16 protein-coding genes are annotated in these 16,407 nt (G+C 42.0%); 8 read left to right on the top strand and 8 right to left on the bottom strand.

The window, feature by feature from the left end; genetic code table 11:
- Positions 1–531 precede the first annotated feature (531 nt).
- Both BJI48_RS08630 and dnaJ read right to left on the bottom strand, forming a co-directional pair.
- Entirely contained in the window at positions 532–729 is a 198-nt protein-coding gene (locus BJI48_RS08630) for a hypothetical protein (protein ID WP_095334053.1), read from the bottom strand.
- A 106-nt stretch (positions 730–835) separates the two neighbouring features.
- The gene (gene dnaJ / locus BJI48_RS08625) at positions 836–1,993 is read right to left on the bottom strand and encodes a molecular chaperone DnaJ (RefSeq protein WP_095334051.1); all 1,158 of its coding nucleotides are present in this window, start codon (positions 1,991–1,993) and stop codon (positions 836–838) included.
- A 91-nt stretch (positions 1,994–2,084) separates the two neighbouring features.
- On the opposite strand from dnaJ, the gene recR reads away from it, so the two are divergent.
- The 6 genes from recR to folE all read left to right on the top strand — a co-directional run bounded on the left by recR (position 2,085) and on the right by folE (position 6,801).
- Positions 2,085–2,666, top strand: a complete 582-nt coding sequence (gene recR, locus BJI48_RS08620; RefSeq protein ID WP_095334049.1) for a recombination mediator RecR — start codon at positions 2,085–2,087, stop codon at positions 2,664–2,666.
- Between the two features lie 115 nt (positions 2,667–2,781).
- On the top strand, positions 2,782–3,096 hold the full coding sequence (locus tag BJI48_RS08615; RefSeq protein ID WP_095334047.1) for a c-type cytochrome: 315 nt from the start codon (positions 2,782–2,784) through the stop codon (positions 3,094–3,096).
- 27 nt (positions 3,097–3,123) lie between these two features.
- Positions 3,124–4,152 (top strand): alanine racemase, encoded by a 1,029-nt coding sequence (locus BJI48_RS08610; protein ID WP_095334045.1) that lies wholly within the window; start codon positions 3,124–3,126, stop codon positions 4,150–4,152.
- An 8-nt stretch (positions 4,153–4,160) separates the two neighbouring features.
- Positions 4,161–5,267: a tRNA pseudouridine(13) synthase TruD gene (truD, locus tag BJI48_RS08605; RefSeq protein WP_095334103.1), complete on the top strand. Its 1,107-nt coding sequence runs from the start codon at positions 4,161–4,163 to the stop codon at positions 5,265–5,267.
- Positions 5,268–5,324: 57 nt separating this feature from the next.
- The gene (gene htpX, locus BJI48_RS08600; RefSeq protein ID WP_095334043.1) at positions 5,325–6,251 is read left to right on the top strand and encodes a zinc metalloprotease HtpX; all 927 of its coding nucleotides are present in this window, start codon (positions 5,325–5,327) and stop codon (positions 6,249–6,251) included.
- A 1-nt stretch (position 6,252) separates the two neighbouring features.
- A complete protein-coding gene (gene folE / locus BJI48_RS08595) occupies positions 6,253–6,801 on the top strand; it encodes a GTP cyclohydrolase I FolE (RefSeq protein ID WP_095334041.1) in 549 nt (182 codons plus the stop codon).
- A 418-nt stretch (positions 6,802–7,219) separates the two neighbouring features.
- Here folE and tsf read toward each other — a convergent pair whose 3' ends face one another.
- The 6 genes from tsf to mnmG form a co-directional block, all read right to left on the bottom strand.
- Positions 7,220–8,287 (bottom strand): translation elongation factor Ts, encoded by a 1,068-nt coding sequence (gene tsf, locus BJI48_RS08590; RefSeq protein ID WP_095334039.1) that lies wholly within the window; start codon positions 8,285–8,287, stop codon positions 7,220–7,222.
- Positions 8,288–9,088 carry a 30S ribosomal protein S2 gene (rpsB, locus tag BJI48_RS08585; RefSeq protein ID WP_095334036.1) on the bottom strand — a complete coding sequence of 267 codons (801 nt, stop codon included), beginning with the start codon at positions 9,086–9,088 and terminating at the stop codon, positions 8,288–8,290.
- A 209-nt stretch (positions 9,089–9,297) separates the two neighbouring features.
- A complete protein-coding gene (selD, locus tag BJI48_RS08580) occupies positions 9,298–10,281 on the bottom strand; it encodes a selenide, water dikinase SelD (RefSeq protein ID WP_095334034.1) in 984 nt (327 codons plus the stop codon).
- A gap of 86 nt (positions 10,282–10,367) precedes the next feature.
- On the bottom strand, positions 10,368–10,721 hold the full coding sequence (locus BJI48_RS08575) for a DsrE family protein (RefSeq protein WP_095334032.1): 354 nt from the start codon (positions 10,719–10,721) through the stop codon (positions 10,368–10,370).
- A complete protein-coding gene (gene dapE / locus BJI48_RS08570) occupies positions 10,718–11,941 on the bottom strand; it encodes a succinyl-diaminopimelate desuccinylase (protein WP_095334101.1) in 1,224 nt (407 codons plus the stop codon). The genes BJI48_RS08575 and dapE overlap by 4 nt, the downstream gene beginning before the upstream one ends.
- A gap of 70 nt (positions 11,942–12,011) precedes the next feature.
- Positions 12,012–13,916, bottom strand: coding sequence for a tRNA uridine-5-carboxymethylaminomethyl(34) synthesis enzyme MnmG (gene mnmG / locus BJI48_RS08565; protein ID WP_095334030.1), 1,905 nt, complete (start codon positions 13,914–13,916; stop codon positions 12,012–12,014).
- A gap of 132 nt (positions 13,917–14,048) precedes the next feature.
- On the opposite strand from mnmG, the gene BJI48_RS08560 reads away from it, so the two are divergent.
- Together BJI48_RS08560 and dxr are read left to right on the top strand one after the other, a co-directional pair.
- Positions 14,049–14,852 carry a phosphatidate cytidylyltransferase gene (locus BJI48_RS08560; RefSeq protein WP_095334027.1) on the top strand — a complete coding sequence of 268 codons (804 nt, stop codon included), beginning with the start codon at positions 14,049–14,051 and terminating at the stop codon, positions 14,850–14,852.
- Between the two features lie 9 nt (positions 14,853–14,861).
- On the top strand, positions 14,862–15,956 hold the full coding sequence (dxr, locus tag BJI48_RS08555; protein ID WP_095334025.1) for a 1-deoxy-D-xylulose-5-phosphate reductoisomerase: 1,095 nt from the start codon (positions 14,862–14,864) through the stop codon (positions 15,954–15,956).
- The last annotated feature ends 451 nt before the right edge of the window (positions 15,957–16,407 follow it).

Below are 16,407 nucleotides of genomic sequence, written 5' to 3'. Positions count from 1 at the left end.
TGAATCTGAAGACCACTCACGGGAGCTAAGCTCCCGTTCGCTCCTAAAGTTACCATCTCATACCCAAAGCGTTGCTTTGTGTATTGGAGATATATTTTAGAGGTATCGGTTCGCTGGGGCAAACCTGAAGACCGCTACCACCGATTAAACCCGTGTTCGCTCCTAAAGTATGGGGTTATTCCCAGCTACCGCTGGTCATCAACTTGGGGTGGGTGGGTAGAGTTTCTAAGGTTTTCAATTTTAAACCACTTTCAAACCAAGCAATCTACGCCATTTAATCCTGTGTTGCATTGGGGGCGTGCAGGGGGAGGCGGGGTTAAGGGGGAAACTTTTACCCCGCCCGTCCGATGGCACTTCGCAAGTCAGATAGGGCGGGCGGGAATCCCTATTCCCCCTTCTAGCGAGTATGAGAAATAATTATTAGAAAACATTGCTATGGAAAAGAATCATTATTTTTCTACTCAATTCGATAAATCAAACCTGAAGACCGCTACCACTGATTGAATTTGAAGCAAGGCTTATTTTGTGGTTTTATCTCTGCCGTGAGGATATGCGATTTCCTCTTTCATCATAGGTTATTACGCAGTTGTTTTGGTCTGTTACTACCACATAGCCACTTGAACAAGTTACACTTGCGATTTTATCGATATATTTATTCCATATCTCTTGCCCATTTTCATCATAAACGAAAATCCAACCATCTCTGTTTTCTGCTGTAACAGCTGCCATTTTTTCTCCTTGTGCAAATTTTTATTAGCATTAACGCCTTTTAAGAATTAATACTATATAGATTATACAGGATGGGAGGGGGGGCAATGTCAATAAAAATAGATGTTTATTTTTTACTTTTTTCCTTGGGTTTTACCTCAGGTTTGAACCAATTTTTGATCCGATCAAAGCATTCTTCAAAAAGATTTTTATGTGGTTCGCTTTCATACCCAAAGCTATGGTGAAGTTTCATCAAAAGTTCTTTTTGTTCTTCGTTGAGTTGTTTGGGATAAACGATTTTAATCACTGCGATGAGATTCCCATAATGCCTGCTATTGACATCTTTGACACCCTCGCCATTGAATACAAACCGCGCACCATCTTCAGCATTTGGCGGGACAGCAAGCTCAAGCTCGCCCCTTAGCGATGGGATGGGGATTTTTGCACCCAGTGGAATAGAGGTAAAAAACACAGGGACTTCGATATAAATATCATCCCCATCACGGATGAAATAATCATCTTCTGCGACATATGCCACGATGTAGAGATCGCCCCTTGTGCCATTTTTTTGCTGATTCCCTCGCCCTGCCACACGCATTCTATTTTCGTTATCCATCCCCTCAGGCACGTTGATTTCAAAGCTTTCTTCGACAAAACTAAAACCCCCACCTTTGCACGTCGGGCATTTTTCTTTGATAATCTGCCCTGTCCCAGAGCATTTTGAACACGTTTGAGCAAAAGTCATAAACCCTTGCCTCATAAATACTTGCCCCTTGCCAGAGCAGTCTGGGCAAGTCTGGATCGCACCATCTTTTGCCCCACTCCCATTGCAGTCGGGGCAATGGATTTTATAGCGGGTTTGGATCGTTTTTTTGCAACCAAATACCGCTTCTTTGAAGCTCAAATTCAGCTCATAGAGATAATCAGGCTTAAACTTCGCCCCCGCTTCGCGCTTCCTAGATGAACCAAACCCGCCACCAAAAGCAGACTCAAAAATAGAACCCAAATCCCCAAAAATATCGCTAAAATCTCTGCCACTAAAACCGCTAAACCCACTACTTTCAAGCCCATCTTTGCCATATCGATCATATATTTGGCGTTTGGAGTCATCGCTCAAAACCTCATAAGCTTCGTTGATTTTTTTAAACATTTCTTCAGCACTTTTATCGTCTGGATTCCTGTCGGGATGGTATTTGAGCGCCATTTTTCTATAGGCTTTTTTAATGGTTTCTTTATCGCTAGTTTTGCTGATTTCTAAAATCTCATAATAATCAAAACGTTCCAAACCTATCTCCCATACAAAAATTTTAAAAGCGAAATTTTATCTCAAAAAAGTTTTATCCATTGTTAAAATTCCTTCGGCTATGATTGCAGGTATGAAAACATATAAAAATACGCTGAATTATTTTTTTGCCCTGGTTGAAGCCCTCGAGCAGCTCCCTAGTATCGGAAAAAAATCCGCTCAAAAAATGGCTTATAGCCTCAGTGTCGAAGATAAATACCTCGCACTCAAAATCGCTCATTCCATAGAAAATGCGATCGATCATATCAGGAAGTGCCAACTATGCGGGGGACTTAGCGAAAGCGAAATCTGTGAAATCTGTCTGGATGAAAATCGTCAAAATGGGCAACTCTGCGTCGTGCTCCATCCAAAAGATATCTTTACCATCGAAGAAATCGGGGATTTTGGCGGTAAATACAAAGTCATTGAAGTGCTTGAAAAAATTGATTTTACTGCTTTCAAAAATCATATCCAAGAAAATCATATCCAAGAAATCATTTTTGCTTTTTCTCCCACGCTTGCCAATGATGCGATTATGCTTTTTATCGAGGATAAACTCCAAGATTTAGATCTCACATTTAGCAAAATCGCCCAAGGTGTCCCTACGGGTATCGGTCTTGAAAACATCGATCAACTTTCACTTTTGCGGGCTTTTACCTCAAGAGTCAAACTCTGAAACTTAGGTTTGTCTAAGGTTGGAATTTGTAGAATACCATCGTTTTAAAGGTTTATTTGATACGCAAAGCGAATCTTTAAAAAAGCAAACTAAACAAAAACTAAAGGAGAATACAATGAAAAAGCTTATGATTCTAGCTTTATTTGGTGTTGCAAGCTTGGCAATGGCTACTGAAATGCCTGCATCTTACAAAAAATGTGTTGCTTGCCACGGCGCAAATGGACAAAAAGTTGCACCGGGTGCTAAAGGAGGCGTAACGATTGCAGGTCTTCCAAAAGACAAACTCTTAGCAGATCTCAAAGGCTATAAAGCTGGAACTACCGACAACGGAGGTGCGAAAGCGATTATGTATGGACAGATGAAAAACGTCTCGGATGCTGATATTGAAGCTCTTGCTGATTTTATCTCCAAACTTCCTGCCAAAAAGTAATCATTCGGGGACTTCCCCGAACTCAAAATGTCTGAAATACTCATCAACAAAAAAGCTTTCAAAAACAATCTTGATACCATCGTGTCGCACATCAAAGACAAAAATAAGCTTGGTCTGGTTCTCAAAGACAACGCCTATGGTCACGGACTCGAACAAATCGCCTCGCTAGCTTCTGACTATGGTATCCAGAGTGTTTTTGTCAAAAATGAATTTGAAGCGCTAAAAATCGCCCATCTTTTCAAACATATCACCGCATTTTATGGCAAATTATCCCCAAATGCTCCAAAAAATATTTCTCTATCTATCAACACACTCCAAGCACTCGATCACGTCGAAGAAAACCGCTCCATCGAGCTTGAGGTCAATACGGGAATGAATCGCAATGGTATCGCTAGAGAAAAACTTGCCGTATTTATCGAAAAAATTTTAAGCAAAAAACTCAATCTTTTTGGGATTTTCACACACAACGGCTACGGGGACGAAAAAATCGCAGATTTTGAGGAAGCCCAAGAAATTTTCGCACAGACAAAAGAAGAAGTTATTTATCTCTCCAAAAAGCTTGGATTCCCCTGCCCGAGATTCCATTCTTTGGCTTCTTCTGCCACGCTTCGGAGTGAAAAAATCGATGATGATTTGGTCCGTATAGGTATCGCTGCTTATGGGTATTTGGGTAATACTTTTGAACTCCCCATCGCTAAAAATCTCAAGCCCGTCGCCTCACTCTGGGCAGATAAGATATGCGAACAAACACTTCCAAAAGGTGCAAAAATCGGCTATGGCGGGAAAAGTATCTTGCAAGAAAGTGCTACGATTAGCACCTATGACATCGGGTATGGGGATGGCTTTTTTCGGCACAATGGCAACAGAGGCAAACTTACAACAGCTGGGGGTTACCTCATATTACCCATCACATCTATGGATTGCTTTTCTTGTATCTGCACAGAAGAGAGAATCTGTGTCTTTGATGATGCTTCTGACATCGCAGCAATGTTTGATACGATCCCTTATGAAGTCCTCACGAGCCTATCTCCATTCCTGAAACGGACCATCATCTAATGGGTTTGATGGAAAAAACCTACGCCCTCAATCACTCCAGCATTGACTTTTATTTTTCCCAAAATGCGAGGGATTTTATGGTGCGTGAAATCCCCTTGTATCCTTTTAGCCAAGATGGCGAGCATTTGATTTTAAACATTCGCAAAAAAGGTCTCAGCACGCTTGAGATGATAAAAATCCTCTCAAATGCTATCGGGTGCAAGACTGGTGAGATTGGCTATGCAGGGTTAAAAGACAAATCGGCTACCACCACGCAATACATTTCAATCCACAAAAAATTTGCCCCAGCCATCGAAGACAAACAGGCGTTGCTTGAAGAAAAAAATATCAAAATCCTTGCAACCTCCCACCATAGCAACAAACTCAAAATCGGTCATCTCAAGGGAAATGATTTTTTTATCCGTCTCAAAAAAGTTACCCCAGCAAGCTTTGCAAAAATCGATTCTATCCTCCAAATCATCGCAAAAAATGGCTTGCCAAATTATTTTGGCTACCAACGATTTGGAAAAGACGGCGACAATCATATTGAGGGTAAAAAAATCGCTCACCAAGAAAAAAAACTCAAAAACAAAAAAATCAATGATTTTCTTATTTCTAGCTACCAAAGTTTTTTATTCAACCAATGGCTAAGCCATCGGATAAAAATCAGCAAAATATTTGAAAATTTTACGCCCAATGAAATCCAAATCGCACTAAAAAAACACGCTATTTCTCTCCCGCTTGAGACTATCAAATCCATCTGCACGCAAGCGCATTTTTTCAAATTATTCCCGGGTGATTGGATGTGTCATTATCCCCACGGCAAGCTCTTTGAGCTAAACGACCAAGAAGATCCCAAACGTTTTTTTGACAAAGACATCGTCCCAACCGGGCTATTATCGGGGGCAAAAACACCTCGTGCGACATCGTTAGCGAGGGAATTTGAAAATACTTTTGATGATGAGAAAATCCACAGCAATGGTTCGAGGCGATTTGCTTGGATTTGGGTTGAAAATCTCAAATACCGCTATATCCCCGAACACGCTTGGGTAGAGCTGGAATTTTCACTCCCTAAAGGGAGCTATGCGACAACGCTTATCGAAGAACTTGCCCATCGGGATATTAAAATTGATTAAAATTTTTCTGCGATAATAAGCCCGCCATCAAATAATGCAATCAAGAAGGAATCATCAATGGATTTTAAATCAATAATTTCTCAAAATCGCGCAAAAACAAATGCGGTTCTGATAACTTATATCCTGATTTTTATTCTGATTGGCTTGCTTGTCGATGTTATCAGGATCAATGCCTTCTCATTAAGCGCAGGCATAAGAGAACTCATCACGTTCCAGGTTTTCCCCACGGTAACGGTGTGTATGTTGCTTGTGGCTTTAGCGATCATTTATATTTCGATTCAGAATTTTACAGGCATTATGCTCAATGGAAGCGAATACAAGCACATCGACCCTGCGAAGGTTTTGAGCAAAACTGAAAGATACATTTATGAAATCCTCCAAGAACTTATCAAGGAATCACAAACCCCCTTTACACCGAAACTCTATGTGTTAGAAGCCCCTTATATGAACGCATTTGCAAGCGGTTGGGATGAAAAAAATTCTCTCATCGCCCTCACCACTGCGATCATAAAAAATCTTCAAAGAGATGAACTCAAAGCCGTGATGGCGCACGAACTTAGCCATATCCGCCACGGCGATATTCGCCTGACAATGTGTGTGGGGATATTGAGCAACATTATGCTTTTGGTTGCTAATAGTGCGGTTTGGATATTTATGGGTAACAACCACGAAAGAGGTGCGAACACCGCAAAAACAATCCTTTTGGCATTGCAATTTATCCTGCCTATCTTTACGTTATTTTTACAAATGTATCTTAGCCGTAGCAGAGAATATATGGCAGATAGTGGGGCAGCGTATATTATGGAAGATTCCAGGCCGATGATTCGAGCCTTGCAAAAAATTAGCGGTGATTATGCGACAAATGATTATTCAGAAATCGATACCAATCCCACAAGGAAAGCAGCCTATATCTTTGATACTACGGAAGTTTTTAGCACGCACCCTAGTATCCAAAACAGAATCAAATCCCTTTTAGGAAGATAGAATGAACCATCAGGATTATTTTAATTATTTTTTTGACAAAATCGGCGAAAACCCCCATCGAGAAGGGCTCAAAGATACACCTTCTCGGGTGGAGGCATTATGGGATTTTTTATACAGCGGGTATGCTCAAAACCCCAAAGAAGCGCTTGGAAGTGTGTTTGAACAAGGTGCTTGTGATGAAATGGTGATGATCAAAAATATCGAATTTTACTCAATGTGCGAACATCATATACTGCCATTTTTCGGACACATCAGCATTGGGTATATTCCCGATAAAAAAGTCGCTGGTATCAGTGGCTTGGTAAAGCTCGTAGAGATTTATTCTAGGAGACTTCAAATCCAAGAAAAACTCACCACCGAGATTGCAGAAACGATTATGGAAGTCCTATCGCCCAAAGGTGCGATGGTCGTTTGCGAAGCCCAACATCTATGTATGAGTATGCGGGGGGTTCAAAAACAAAATGCGCGCGTTAAGACAAGCGCCATCCGAGGGCTTTTCAAGTCAGATTCCAAAACCCGCTCGGAATTTATGCAACTCTTAAAATCTTAGGTATTTTGGAATTTCATTATGGTTACTCGATTCGATAAATTGAACCTGAGGACCGCTTTTTGGAGGCAAAGCCTCTAGGCGGACTGCTATGCTCCTTTTGTCGCATATCGCAATCGCCGTGCGGAGCTACCAAAGACAAGCAGTTATCTTTTTTAACGGCTCTCCTCCTTGCGAAGTCTGCAGGGTGGACGGGTGAAAATCCCCTGACCCGTTCCCCTAGTAGGCTAGATGAAAAAGCATAGCGGGCTGGGTTTGAAAGTGATTCAAAATGAAAACATTAGAAACTTATCTCGAATACACAGCCAAAGGCTGGGTATGAGATGGTAGCTTTAGGAATGGAAGTAGGCTTTGCCTGCTGGAATGGTCTCCAGGTTTGTTTTTCCAAAACAAACCGAGTAAAAAATAATGAAATTATTTTTTATTGCATTTGGGCAGCAACTTCTTTTGCAAAATCCTCAACTTTTTTCTCGATACCCTCGCCAAGTTCAAATCGAATATAATCAACGATACGGATATTATCGGAAAGTTCTTTTGATTTTTGCTCCAAAACCTGTGCGATGGTTTTTTTATCATCCATTACAAAAAATTGCCCCAAAAGCGTCAAACGTTGGTCAATGAGTGTATTATCAGCGATGAAACGCTCCATCTGTCCGGGAATGATTTTATCCCAAATCGCTTCAGGCTTGCCTTGTTTTTTTAACTCTTCTTTGAAAAACTCTTCTTGTTTTTTCAAAATCTCATCGGTAAGTTCGGCTCGACTGACATACTCAGGAATCGTTTTTGTGGGTTTGCCAAGCCTCTTGAGTTCTTCATTTTCTTTTTGCAATTCAGCAATCAATGCCATTTTTTCTTTTTGAATAAAATCACCATCAAATGCCTTAAAATCAATGACTTGGGGTTTCATCGCCGCAGCGTGCATACAAATATTTCTCAAAAGCTCACCGCAAGCTTCGGCATTCTGGGGATTTTCGCATACGATAGAAATGATCACCCCTACCCTACCATTGGAATGCACATACCCATTCACGATACCATTGCTAGGTGGGAGGATACTCGCAATCCTCCTAACAACGATATTTTCACCAATCTTAGCGATTTGCGTTTTGAGATATTCTTCATAAACCATCCCATCAACATCGATGTGATACAAATTCTCCACGCTCGATATGGTGTTATCCTTGATGAGATTGTTGGTTTTTTCAACCAACTCTTTGAAGCCATCATTTTTAGCGACAAAATCTGTCTCGCTATTGATTTCAAGCATAACAGCCTTAGAAAAATCAGGTGAAACTTTCAAGGAAACCACACCCTCGCTCGCAATCCTATCGGCTTTTTTTGCAGCCTTAGAGAGTCCCTTTTCTCTGAGATACTCGATGGCTTTATCAATATCCCCGTTTGTCTCTACCAATGCCTTTTTGCAGTCCATCATCCCTGCGTCTGTGATTTCTCGAAGCTGTTTTACAAGTTGTGCGCTGATTTCTGCCATTTATTCCCCTTTTGTCATTTCTTTTTCGAGTTCAGCATTGACTTCTTCGATCAACTCTTGTTTCTCATCATCACTTGCTGGCTGCACTTCTTCTGCCATCGGAATGATTTCTTCATCCTTGCCAGACATCTCCCTGCCCTCGATGATTGCCTCACTGATTTCTTTGCAAAATAGCTGGATAGAACGGATAGCATCATCATTGCCCGGAATCGGATAATCCACAATATCAGGATCGCAATTGGTATCCAAAGGTGCAACCACAGGGATTCCTAGTCTCCTAGCCTCTGCAACGGCGATCTTTTCTTTTACCACATCGATGACAAAAATCATATCCGGGGCTTTTTTCATATGCCTAACACCGCCTAGATATTTGTCAAGCTTTTCTTTTTTTCGTAAAATCATCAATTTTTCTTTTTTGGTAAGCAAATCAATTTGCCCGCTTGTTTCCATTTCTTCGATGATTTCGAGTTTTCGGATTGATTTTTTGATCGTGCTAAAATTTGTCAGCATACCGCCTAACCAGCGATAATTCACATAAGGGATCTGGATCTTTTGGGCGTATTCTTTGAGGGTCTCATTTGCTTGTTTTTTCGTGCCTACAAACATAATCGTCTTGCCCTCTGCAGCTGCGTCTCTGACGATATTATATGTGTAGCGAAAATACCTCAAAGTCTTTTGTAAGTCGATGATATGGATATTTTTTCTCACGCCAAAAATAAAACGCTTCATTTTTGGATTCCATCGTCTTGTCTGATGCCCAAAATGCACACCGCATTCTAATAAATCTTTCATAGTTACCATTGTATTCTCCTTGTGTATTAAATCAGTTTTTGCCTCCACGCTCCTTAACGGCAATGCCGCAACCTTTGAAGAACTAGCGTGTGTGAGCTTCATTTCAATTGCATTATTATGAAAATCGAAAATGAGGGGCGTATTTTAGCTTAAAATTTCTAATTTCTGGCTTATTTTTGGTTGTTTTGCCACATATTTTGAGCCTAAAATAAAAATTATCATTTCAAATAAATCGCATAGTCATTTTTTGGGATACATCCCGCAATGATTTTTGCCTCAATACCCTCTGCATACAACAAATCCAGCAATTTGGTTGCATTTTTTTCATCTAGGGCGATCAAAAGCCCGCCAGAGGTTTGTGCGTCGTAGCAAATGATGTCATTTCGCCCGCTCGTGTTTTTTACAGCCGACTCCAACGCTTTTTTGTTCTGCAAGCTACCTCCGGGAACAACGCCCAAATCGGCAAATTCGAGCGCCCTGTCAAAAAACGGGATATTATCAAAATACACACAAATCGAAATTTCTGGATTTATCATCTCGCACAAATGGCCGATAAGCCCATAACCACTGACATCTGTGCAAGCACTGATGGGGAAATTTTTTGCACACAAGGATGCCTTGAGATTAAGCGCACCCATCGCAGTGATAACATCAAGGTCTTTTTTGGATACATCATCAAATGCGAGTTGATCATTTTTAAGTGCCGTGCTTAAAATCCCGCTCCCAATCGGCTTGGTCAAAATGATAACATCGCCAGGCTTGGCTGTATTATTGCGCCAAAAAATCCCATCGTTGATGATGCCTGTAACACTCAAGCCGTATTTTTGCTCGCTGTCATTAATACTATGCCCCCCAACAAGCGCACAACCCGCCTCGATAAGCTTAGAAAGCCCACCTTGGAGAATCTCAGCTGTATCGCTAGCGTCCAAATGCTCCCTATCCCACATCAAAACACTCATCGCCGTAATCGCCCGCGCCCCTTTGGCAAAAACATCACTCAGCGCATTTGCCGCTGCGATTTGCCCATAGAGATAGGGATCATCGACAATAGGCGTGATAACATCGACACTTTGGACCAAAAGCGTATTTGTATCAATGCGAAAAACACCGCAGTCGTCATTTTCCCTAAAATCAACAAGCAAGCCTGCATAATCGGGCTGGTTGAGATTTGCCGTGATTTGTTTGAGGTCTTCCAGACCCACTTTGGCAGCTCAACCAGCACAATGAACGAATTTTGTTAATCTTTTTTTCATTATTTTATCCTTGCATAGCTCGTGAATTTATCACGCTATAGCGAAATCACGCCATCATTACCCAATAAATCCTCCAGCACCGCCACAGCATTGCTGATTTTGCCTACCAAAACCTTCTCTATCAGCCCAAAATGCTCCAAACAAGTCCGACAAGAAAGGATTTCTACGCCCAAATCTTGCAATTTCTTTAAATTGGCGATAATGTCTTTATTGTCAAGCTCGGTATTTTCCGTGCTAAGCAACACGCCCCGATTGAGGAGGACGATTTTTTTTGGCAAGAGTTTTTCAGGGACTTGCAACAATGCCCCGATAAAGCCTACACTCACGATATTTCCCAAATCGCCCTCGCCGATTTTATCAGATTTGAAAAGCAGGGTTTTATTATTCATTTTATTTCCTTTTTGATAGATTGGGCTTGCAGAACCTGCACCTGATAAAGCGATGATAAAAAATTCATAAATGTCTCATAAAGCAGATTCAAATCCCTTATATTCACGCATTCATCGACAGAGTGGATTTTATCATTGCACGTGCCAAACTCGATGACTTCCACGCCAAACGCACTAAAATGCCGTGCATCGCTAGTCCCGCCACCTGTGCTAAACTCGGGATAAACGCCACACGTTTTATGCACGGCATTTTGAAGCAAACCTGCCAAAGCCCCATCCGATGAAGTCAAAAACGGGTAAGAACTTTGCTTGAGATCCAGATCATACGGCAAGCCATCTAAAACATTCTCGATATGACAGCGCACATCGCTTAGATGGGTTTTGGTCGAATTTCTAACATTAAACATTATTTTCAAATCACTAGGGGTAACATTTACCGCCTCCATCCCGCCACGAATATCGGTAATCACAAGCTTACTGGGTGCAAAATCCTCATCACCATCATCCAAAAACACGCCCGCAAGTTCCCCAAGTCTTGCTCCTAGCAATTCAACAGGATTATGGCATTTTTCAGGATAAGCGACGTGGCCTTGAATGCCTTTGATAGTAATAATCCCATTGATAGAACCCCGCCTGCCAATCTTGATAGTATCCCCAAGCCTCTTATCACACGTAGGTTCAGCAACGATTGCCATATCTGGAAGCAAACCCTTTTGCTTCAACGCTTCCAAAACGATTTTTGTGCCATACGTGCCACTACCCTCCTCATCGCTTGTGAGCAAAACTGAAAATATCACGGGCGTTTTTGGAGTATTTGCCCGCAAAAAATCCCGCAACGCACACAAAAAAGCACTCACCCCGCCTTTCATATCTTGTGCGCCCCTGCCATAGAGATATTCCCCCCTTATCTCTGGGACAAATGGATCGCTTTGCCAGCCATTTCCTGGAGGCACAACATCAATATGTCCGGCAAAACAAAAATGCAAGGGCTTTGCTTTGCCATCTTCGCTATCATTATGCCCGCTTTGATTTGTTTGTGCTTGCCCGAAACGCTTGAATAAAAATAAATTTTTTACCTCGTCCCCATCACGACCGCCTGCATTGATATGCAAGGATTCAAAATCAGGCAATAATGATTGGATAAATGTATAAATACCGCATTCTTGAGGCGTGATAGTAGGGTAAGCAATCAGCTCGCTTAGCACGCCAATAGGGTCGATAGGAGCTATAAAATCAATGGAATCGTGGTTGTGCGGAGGGATAAACTCTTTTTTCATCTGACTTATCTTTTTATCTAGCTTGTCGCAAATGGATATACAAATGCAAAACATCTAAGCCAGCAGGGGTGATCCCGCTGATTTCAGAAGCATTAAACAAGGTTTTGGGGCGAAATTTATTGAGTTTTTCAACCACTTCTAAGCTCAATCCGGGAATACCATCAAAAACAAAATCCTGCGGGATTACGACCTGGAGCATTTGATCCATTTTATTGATACTTTCACGCTGTTTTTGGATATAGCTGTGGTATTTGCACTGGATGCGGATTTGCTCAAGCGCGCGGTTGCTAAAATCGCAAAATTGTGGGCAGAATTTTTTTAATTTTTCATCATCAAACCCATCCCTACCCACTATCAAAACACCATTGCATTTGTCATTGATCGGGGGTTCTCCTATACTTTCTAGTAATGCCAAATTTTGCTTTGATGGCGTGAAAATCGTATTTTCTAGGTGTGTCATCGCCCTAGCAATATCTTGCTTGTCTTTGCTGATAAGCGTATAATCGCTAAGTGCCATCGTGCCAAGCCTAAAGGCATAATCGCTAAGCCGAAAAATCGCATTATCTTCTCGGAGCAACAAACGATATTCTGCCCGTGAGGTAAAAACCCGATAAGGCTCTTTTGTCCCTTTTGTAACCAAATCATCAATCATCACCCCGATATAGCCCTCATCTCTACGCAAAACAAGCTCATCTAGCCCGCCAAAATCAAATCGTTTGTCTTCTTTTTGGAGGCTCAAAACCGCATTGATTCCTGCCATTATCCCCTGTGCGGCTGCTTCTTCATAGCCAGTTGTGCCATTGATTTGACCAGCCAGATAGAGATTTTGGATTTTTTTGGTTTCTAATGTATGAAAAAGCTCGGTAGGCTCGATATAATCATACTCGATCGCATAGCCATAACGGGTGATTTTGGCATTTTCTAGCCCCGCAATCGAATTGATAACTTTTTCTTGCACATCAAATGGCAACGATGTGCTTAAGCCATTGACATAATATTCCACCGCTTCAGCGGTTTGTGGCTCCAAAAAAAGCTGGTGGCGTTCTTTGTCAGCAAAGCGATTGATTTTATCCTCGATACTTGGGCAATATCTCGGTCCCACGCCCTCAATCTGACCGGTAAATAACGGCGCACGATAGAAATTATCTCGGATGAGTTGGTGCGTGGCTTCATTGGTATAGGTTACATAGCAAGGGAGCTGGGTGGGATTGAATGCGATCGTATCGGTTTTATAGCTAAAATGCGGGGCGGGAAAATCGCCATTGTGGATTTCAAGGTGCTCAAAATCGATACTCCGCCCATCGATTCTCGGGCAAGTCCCCGTTTTTAGCCTACCCATTTTAAAACCCAACGCTTCTAGGCTCTTTGAAAGCCCAATCGAAGCGCTTTCTCCAAATCTACCATTTTGACTTTGGCTCTCCCCAATATGCACCAATCCCCGCAGAAATGTCCCTGTGGTGATGATGATTTTTTTGGCAAAATAAGTCTTGCCTACACTGGTTTTCAGCCCAATTGCACGGGAATCTTTGATGATAAGCTCTTCGACGACCTCTTGAGAGACACTCAAATTTGGCGTATTCAAGACAAGATTTTTGGCAAATACGCGGTATTTATCCATATCGATTTGTGCCCGTGTTCCCCGCACAGCTGGACCTTTGGAAGCATTCAGCACGCGGTATTGGATACCGCAATGATCGGTGATTATCCCCATCACACCACCGAGCGCATCGACTTCTTTTGTCAAATGCCCCTTGCCTAGCCCCCCGATGGCAGGATTGCAACTTGCTAAGCCGATATTTTCTATCAAAATCGTCAAAAGATGTGTTTTTGCACCCATTTTCGCACTGATGATTGACGCCTCGATGCCAGCGTGTCCCCCACCAATGACGATCACATCATAATCTTTCCGATTATCCATATTTTTTGCAAACCTCAAATTCTTAACAAAATTTTGGGGCGATTATAACGAAGGTTTAATAAGTTTTACATTATAATCCCCGACACATCCCAATAGAAAATATCGAAAAAACACCACAGAAATGAGGAAAAAATGAGCTTTAAAGAAAATTTTTCAAGCAACAAACAGCGTTATATCACCGGGGTTGTCCTGATTTTATGCCTGGCTTTGATTTTATATATTGATAATATCGTTTTGGTTTGGGCGATTCTTGGGATTGCCTATATGTTTGGATTCAACGAAGCGATCAAATTATTTGCCTGCAAAGCCCATCCTGTGATGTATCTGCTCGCTTTAGTTGTGTGGATACTCGCAGGAATCAATGGCAGACCCATCGAATCAGCTATTTTTGTCGCAATGGTGATGGCAGGATTTTTGGCTTACAAAAAATCTTTTGATCCCAAGCAGATTCTGCCTTTTATCTATCCGAGTATCCCATTTTTAGCTATTTTTGCCATTTACAAAGATTTTGGCGTGGATGCGATTGTATGGCTTATTGTTGTGGTTGCATTGACAGATATTGGGGCGTATTTTGGGGGCAAGGCTTTTGGCAAAACACCCTTTAGCCCCACCTCTCCAAACAAAACCCTAGAGGGTGCTATCATTGGTCTAGCCATTGCGGTAGCCATCGGGAGTTTCATCGGTATGGGGGGGCTTAGTGGGAATTTCATCGCTTCGCTTTTGGTGAGCTTTGCGATTTCTTTGAGTGCTATTTTTGGCGATCTTTATGAAAGCTATCTCAAAAGAAACGCCGATATGAAAGATAGCGGGAAAATCCTGCCCGGACACGGCGGGGTGCTTGATAGGATGGATGCTATCTTGTTTGGGGCAATCACAATGCACTTTTTGCTTTATTTCCTAAAAATGTGGAAAGAAACCTCTATTATTCTCTTGTAGGAATCCAAAATGATACTGCTAGGAAGCACCGGCACCATCGGGGTAAATGCCCTTGAAATCGCCCAGCGGTTTGATATTTGCCTTGAGAGTATGAGTGCGGGGCGGAATATTGATTTGTTCAATGCCCAGATCGCACGCCATTCCCCCAAAAAAGTCGCTATCATCGAGCCAAAAGACCTCAAAAAACTCCAGCCAAAAGGTGCAAAAGTCTATGTGGGTGCAGATGGGATTCTCGAGATGATAGAAGAATCAGCATCTTCTTTAGTGCTGAATGCTTTGGTCGGGTTTGCCGGACTAGCACCCACACTCCAAAGTCTCAAATGCGACAAAACGCTTGCCCTAGCAAATAAAGAATCCCTTGTAAGTGCGGGCTGGCTAATAGATACAAGCAAGATTATCCCGATTGATAGCGAACATTTTGGGCTATGGTATCTCAAAAACAATCGCCCCATCAAAAAGCTCCTCATCACCGCAAGCGGCGGGGCTTTTCGCGATGCACCCCCGCAAGATATTCCCTACAAAAGCGCACACGAAGCCCTCCAGCACCCCAACTGGAAAATGGGCAAAAAAATCACCATCGATTCAGCCAGTATGGTAAATAAGCTCTTTGAAGTCCTCGAAGCCAAATGGCTTTTCAAAACCGATAATATTGATGGCTATATCGAACGGACATCGAGTATCCACGCTTTGATTGAGTTTGTCGATGGGAGCACTACAGCGCATTTTGCCAGCCCGGATATGAAGCTCCCCATCGCTTATGCTATCAATGCAAAAAAAGCGTTGCAAACCCCTATCATCGCTAATATGGAGCTTGAAAAAATACAAACCATCCGATTTGAACCCATTGATACCAAGAAGTTTCCTTTGTGGCAACTCAAGGATACCTTGATAAAAAACCCTTATTTAGGCGTTATTTTGAATGCGAGCAACGAAATTGCGGTTAAAAAATTTTTAGATGCCAAAATCCCTTTTGGGTATATTGTTGCTATCGTCGAAAAAAGTTTGGAAAAATTTGAATTTGAGCTTAAAGATCTACAAACCCAAGAGGGGATCATAGCACTTGATAACGAAGTGCGAACATTTGCGGATAGTGTTCTTTTATAATGTTTTACTCGATTCAGTTTTGAAAAACTGAATCTGAAGATCACTCACGGGAGCAAAACTCCCGTTCGTTCCTAAAGGATAGGGTTATTCCCAGCTACCGCTGGTCATCAACCTAGTTTTATAGGTTTCTAAGGTTTTCAAACCCTATTGCTAACAAACCCAGCCTGCTACGCTTTTTCATCTTATCAACTAAGGGGGCGGGTCAGGGTTTGGGGGAGTTTTTTCGCCCACCCACCCTGCGGGATAAGAGGTGGTCTTCGCAATTTAAGCCCCCCTTCCCCTTAAAAGACGTAAGCCTCAAAGAAATATTACTTCCCATCCCTGACTTCATATACAATCGTATAGGCATTGGGGTTATGATAGATTTGTCTAGATAATCCATCAGCAAAGGGTTTGGTTTTGATTAAATCATCAGCACTCTTAAATGGCCCAATAAGGTATCTTGTTTTAA

The organism is Helicobacter sp. 11S02596-1, from assembly GCF_002272825.1.
Lineage (GTDB): Bacteria > Campylobacterota > Campylobacteria > Campylobacterales > Helicobacteraceae > Helicobacter_J.
Note: the sequence above shows the minus strand (reverse complement) of the source record. Positions and strands in the feature narration are given on the sequence as shown.